This is a genomic window from Kineococcus siccus (assembly GCF_009906795.1).
Taxonomy (GTDB): domain Bacteria; phylum Actinomycetota; class Actinomycetes; order Actinomycetales; family Kineococcaceae; genus Kineococcus; species Kineococcus siccus.
In genome coordinates this window covers 1-5,319 of record NZ_JAAALN010000256.1, presented here as the reverse complement: position 1 = coordinate 5,319, position 5,319 = coordinate 1, and the positions used below count along the sequence as shown (strand labels likewise).

Sequence of the window (5,319 nt, the reverse complement as noted above, 5' to 3'; positions counted from 1 at the left end):
GGGTGCCCGCCCGGGCTCAGCGCGGGAGCAGGGTGCGGCGGTCGTCCGCGCCGCGTCGCCGTCCCCCTGCTCGCCGCGCTGGACGCCGCCCGTCGCACCCGCCGCGGCGCGACGTCCCGAGCGCCTGCCGGGCCTCGCTGACCGTGAAGGGGGCGGGCAGGGTCGCGAGGCGCTCGGCCGCCCGGTCCAGCGCGTCGGGGGCCAGCACGACGCCGGGCGCGGGCGACGACAGCAGCCCCGCACGCACGGCGGCCGCGAGCTCGGCCCGGCCCAGCCCCAGCGCGCGCAGCCGGTCGGCGTCCGGGGCGGCGAAGGGGTCGGCGGCGAGGTCCGTGCGCAGCGCGGCGACGGCGCCCGTGACCCCCGCGGGCAGCCGGTCGGCCCCGGTCACGACACGACCCTCGGCCAGGCGCAGCGGGGGCGACACGAGGGCCTCGACGAGGGCGCGGTCGGGCAGCCCGCACGCCTGCCGCGCCTCCTCGAGCGTCGGTCCCGGCTGGAGCGGGTGCTCGCGCACGTAGTCGGCGACCGCCGCGGCCAGCCGCTCGCGGGACCGCGCCCAGGCGCCCGGGTCGGCGTGCCAGTCCCCCGCCACGGGCGTCGAGCCCACGCGGACGCCCATGGCCCGGAGGTCACCGGCCCGGGCGAGCCCGCGCCGGCGCAGCTCGGAGGCCTCGTCGGGGGTGCCGTCGAGCGCGGCGAGGACCGCGGCCCGGGCCGCGGCGGCCCCGCGCCGGCGCAGCGCCGGGGGGGCCACGTCGAGCACGACCGCCCCGCCGAGGACGAGGTGCTGCGCCGGCTCGCGCACGAGCAGGCGGTCCCCGATCCACAGCGGCAGCGGCCGGTCCAGCTGCAGGCGCAGCGTGTCGTCGCCGATCGGGCGCACGCGCGCGCCCACGGCCGCGGTGCCGAGGTGCGCCACCACGTGCTGCGGCAGCTCGTCGGCCGCGACCCCGGGCAGGCGGACGTCGGCGACGTCCGTGGAGCGGGCGCTGCCCGGGGTGAGCAGCGCGTCGCCGCGGCCGACCTCGCCGCGCTCGACGCCGCGCAGGTTCACCGCGACGCGCGTCACGGCGTCGGCGCGCCCGACGTCGCGCTCGAGGGACTGCAGCCCCCGCACCCGCACGCGGCGGCGCGCTCCCCCGGCCCCGGCGACCTCCAGCTCGTCGCCCACGGCGACGGCGGAGGACGCGAGCGTCCCGGTGACGACGGTCCCCGCGCCGCGGACCGAGAAGCTGCGGTCGACCCACAGCCGGACGGGCCCGCCCCCGGGGGCCGGCGCGGCGGCGAGGACCTCCGCGAGCGCCCGCCGGACGTCGTCCAGGCCCCGCCCGGTGGTGGCGCTGCAGGCCACGGCGGGCAGCCCCGCGAGGCCGGTGCGCCCGAGGTGCCCGAGGGCCTCGTGGGTGGCCGCGGCCGGATCGGCGAGGTCGGCACGGGTCACGACGAGCACGCCGCGCGACACGCCCAGGGCGTCGAGGGCCGCGAGGTGCTCCGCCGACTGGGGCATCCACCCGCCGTCGGCGGCCACGACGAACAGCACGACACCGACCGGGCCGACGCCCGCGAGCATGGTCGGGACGAACCGCTCGTGACCCGGGACGTCGACGAAGGCGACCGTGCGGCCGGGAGCCACCTCGGCCCAGGCGAAGCCGAGGTCGAGGGTGAGCCCGCGCCGCTTCTCCTCGGCGTAGCGGTCGGGGTCGGTGCCCGTGAGGGCCCGCACGAGCGTCGACTTGCCGTGGTCGACGTGCCCGGCGGTGGCGACGACGTGCACTCAGGCGCTCCCGGGGGTGGTGGCTCCAGCGGTGGTGGGGGGCGCGGGCGGCTCTGCGCCGGCGGCCGCGGCCAGCACCGCGGCGACGACCCGGCCGTCGTCGGCCGGCGCGACGCAGCGCAGGTCGAGCAGGACGTGGCCGCGTTCGGTCCGGCCCACGACGCCCTGCGCGCGCAGCGGCGCCGCCAGGGGTCCGGGCAGGCGGACGGCCCAGGACGGCAGCTCCAGGCCCGGCGCTCCCCCGCCCCCGACGACCGCCCGGCTCGGCGCGTCGGCGGCGTCCAGGCCGCTCTCCCGCAACGACTCCGCCAGCGCCGCGCACCGCGTGCGCAGCGCCTCGGGATCCGCGCGCAGGGCCTGCCGGGTCGGGTTCTCCTCGAAGCGCAGGGTGGCCTCCAGCGCGGCCAGGGTGAGCTTGTCGACGCGCAGCGCCCGGGCGAGGGGGTGCCGGCGCAGGCGCTCGACGACGCCCGCGTCGCCCAGCAGCAGCCCGGCCTGAGGCCCGCCGAGCAGCTTGTCGCCGCTCGTGGTGACCAGCGCCGCGCCCGCTCGCAGGGCCGTGTCCGCGTCGGGCTCCCCCGGCAGCAGGGGGTCGGGGCGCAGCAGGCCCGAGCCCGTGTCGACGACCACCGGGACGTCCAGCGCCGACAGCTCGGCCGCGCCCACCCCGGCCGTGAACCCCGTGACGACGAAGTTCGAGGGGTGCACCTTCAGGACCATGCGGGTGGCCGGCCCCACGGCGTCCGCGTAGTCGGCGAACGTCGTGCGGTTCGTCGTGCCCACCTCGCGCAGCCGCGCCCCCGTGGACTCCAGCAGGTCGGGGAGGCGGAAGCCGTCGCCGATCTCGACGAGCTCGCCGCGGCTCACCAGCACCTCGCCGCCCGCGGCGAGCGCGGTCGCGGCCAGGACCAGTGCCGCGGCGCCGTTGTTGACGACGTGCACGTCGCCCGCGGCGGGCACGGCCTCCCGCAGCGCGGCGAGGACACCGCGGCCGCGCCGGGCCCGGCGGCCCGTGGCGAGGTCCATCTCCACGTCGGTGGCCCCGGCCGCCGCGGTGACGGCCTGCACCGCGGGGCCGGACAGGGCCGCGCGGCCGAGGTTCGTGTGCAGCACGGCCCCGGTGCAGTTCAGGACGGGCCGCAGGCTGGACGGTGTGCGGGGCAGGTCCGCGAGGACCGCCCCGAGGAGCCCGTCGGGGGCGAGCGATCCCGTGCGCACCTCGGCCTGCGCCCGCCGCACGGCCTGCCGGACGAGGTCGCGACCGTGGCGCTGCAGGGGGCCCGCGAGCTCGGGCTCGGCCAGGACGGCGTCCGTGCGGGGAACGGCTCGACGGGGGTCCGGCACTCCAGGAGCGTAGGAGGTCGGCGGCCGGCGCGCACCGGCGGGCGGCGCGCAGCGGTGGCGCTGTGACGGAGGCGGATGGGAATCGAACCCACCTGACCGAGGTGCTCGGTCACGCCGGTGTTGAAGACCGCGGGGGCCACCAGGCACCCTGACGCCTCCCCGTCCACGCGCCCGTCCCGGGGGACGGCCGCGTCAGCCTCGCAGAGGCCGGGGCGCGGGGCACGTCGGCGCCGCCTAGCCTTCGACCCGTGACGACGACCGGCACCGCCCCCGTCCGCCTCACGCAGTTCGCCCACGGCGGCGGGTGCGCCTGCAAGATCCCGCCCGGTGAGCTCGAGCAGATGGTCGCGGGCCTGACCTCGGCCGCACCGGGCGACGACCTCCTCGTGGGCGTGGGTGACGACGCCGCGGTCGTGCGCCTGGACGGCGACGTGGCCGTCATCGCGACGGCGGACTTCTTCACGCCCGTCGTGGACGACGCGCGCACCTTCGGCCGGATCGCGGCGGCGAACGCCCTGTCCGACGTCTACGCGATGGGCGGGCGGCCCCTGGTCGCCGTGAACCTGCTGGGTTGGCCCCGCGACGTGCTGCCGCCGGAGCTGGCCCGCGAGGTGCTGCGCGGCGGCGCCGAGACGGCGGCGCTCGCGGGCTGCCACGTCGGCGGCGGGCACAGCATCGACGACCCGGAACCCAAGTACGGCATGGCCGTCACGGGGGTCGGCCACCCGGACCGGTTGCTGCGCAACGACGCCGGCCGCGCCGGGGTGCCGCTGACGCTGACCAAGCCCCTGGGCCTCGGCGTGCTGAACAACCGGCACAAGGCGACGGGTGAGGTCTTCGAGGAGGCGATCGCCGTCATGACGACGCTGAACGCCGCGGCGTCGAGCGCGGCGCTCGCCGCGGGCGTGCGCTGCGCGACCGACGTCACGGGCTTCGGCCTGCTCGGCCACCTGCACGAGGTCACCCGGGCCAGCGGCGTCACCGCGGTCCTCGACGCGGCCGCCGTGCCGTACGTCGACGGCGCCCGCGCCTCCCTGCGGGCGGGCTACGTGCCGGGCGGGTCCCGGCGCAACCTCGCGTGGGTGGCGCCGTTCCTCGACGCCGGGTCGGCGGGTGAGGAGGACCTGCTCCTGCTCGCCGACGCGCAGACGTCGGGCGGGCTGCTCGTGGCCGGCGAGCTCCCGGGCCACCCCGTCGTGGGGGAGCTGGTGCCGGCGCGCGAGGGGTGCACCGTCGTGGTGCGCTGACGCGCCCGTCCCCCGGGTGGTGCCGCGGCCCGCCTCAGTGCCGCGGGGCCCCGGTCGTCCCCACCCCGTCCGAGGTCGCGGCCGGGGTCTGCGCGGCGGGCTCGACGCCGCGCAGGTACAGGAACCAGTACGCGATCGCGACGAACAGGACGCCGCCGACGAGGTTGCCGAGGAACGCGAACACCCAGTTGCCGAGGACGTCGCCCCAGCCGAGCCCGGGGACGCCCGCCCAGAGGGCGGCCGGCAGGAAGAACATGTTCGCGACGACGTGGTCGAAGCCCAGGGCCACGAAGGCCGTGATGGGGAAGAAGATCGCCGCCACCTTGCCCGCGACGTCCTCCGCCGCGAGCGACATCCACACCGCGACGCAGACGAGCCAGTTGCAGCCCACGGCGCGCAGGAAGACCACGCCGGCGCCCTCGTCCAGGGCCTTGCCCGTGGCGATGGCGGACAGCCGCTCGAACACCGCCGCGGGCGTCGTCCCCGGCTCGGAGTCGACCGTGCCCACGACGCCGGTCGCGACCGACAGGACGTAGGCCACGAACAGGGCGCCGGCCAGGTTGCCCACGGCGACGACGGCGAGGTTGCGCACGAGCGCCGCCACGCTCGCGCGCCGCTGCAGGACGGCGAGCGAGACCAGCGCCATGTTGCCCGTGACGAGCTCGGCGCCCGCCACGAGGACGAGCACCAGCCCGAGCGTGAAGACCGCGCCCGTCAGGAGCGTGATGATGCCGCCCCACACGGCCGGGTCCAGCCCCGCCGTGACGTCCACCGCGATGAGGCCCGCGAAGGCGATGTAGGCCCCCGCGAGGAAACCCCCGACGAGCATCTTCGCCAGCGGCAGGGAGGCTTTCTTGCGGCCCGACTCCACGGCGGCGACGGCGATCTGGTCCGGCGTCTTGAACGCCACGGGTGCCTCCTGGGACGGACGGGGGACGCGCGGGCTCGACG

General features: G+C 78.4%; 4 protein-coding genes and 1 tRNA gene. 1 reads left to right on the top strand and 4 read right to left on the bottom strand.

Annotated elements, in window-relative coordinates; translation table 11 throughout:
- Nucleotides 1-16 precede the first annotated feature (16 nt).
- From selB to GTR02_RS19445, 3 genes are all read right to left on the bottom strand, one after another.
- Nucleotides 17-1,777 carry a selenocysteine-specific translation elongation factor gene (gene selB / locus GTR02_RS19455; RefSeq protein ID WP_166609138.1) on the bottom strand — a complete coding sequence of 587 codons (1,761 nt, stop codon included), beginning with the start codon at nt 1,775-1,777 and terminating at the stop codon, nt 17-19.
- A complete protein-coding gene (gene selA / locus GTR02_RS19450; protein WP_166609137.1) occupies nt 1,778-3,121 on the bottom strand; it encodes an L-seryl-tRNA(Sec) selenium transferase in 1,344 nt (447 codons plus the stop codon).
- Nucleotides 3,122-3,187: 66 nt separating this feature from the next.
- Nucleotides 3,188-3,280: transfer RNA gene (locus tag GTR02_RS19445), tRNA-Sec, on the bottom strand.
- 89 nt (nt 3,281-3,369) lie between these two features.
- On the opposite strand from GTR02_RS19445, the gene selD reads away from it, so the two are divergent.
- A complete protein-coding gene (gene selD / locus GTR02_RS19440; protein WP_166609136.1) occupies nt 3,370-4,368 on the top strand; it encodes a selenide, water dikinase SelD in 999 nt (332 codons plus the stop codon).
- Nucleotides 4,369-4,402: 34 nt separating this feature from the next.
- Here the strand turns inward: selD and GTR02_RS19435 are convergent, their stop codons facing one another.
- Entirely contained in the window at nt 4,403-5,278 is an 876-nt protein-coding gene (locus GTR02_RS19435) for a formate/nitrite transporter family protein (protein ID WP_166609135.1), read from the bottom strand.
- Nucleotides 5,279-5,319: the final 41 nt, after the last annotated feature.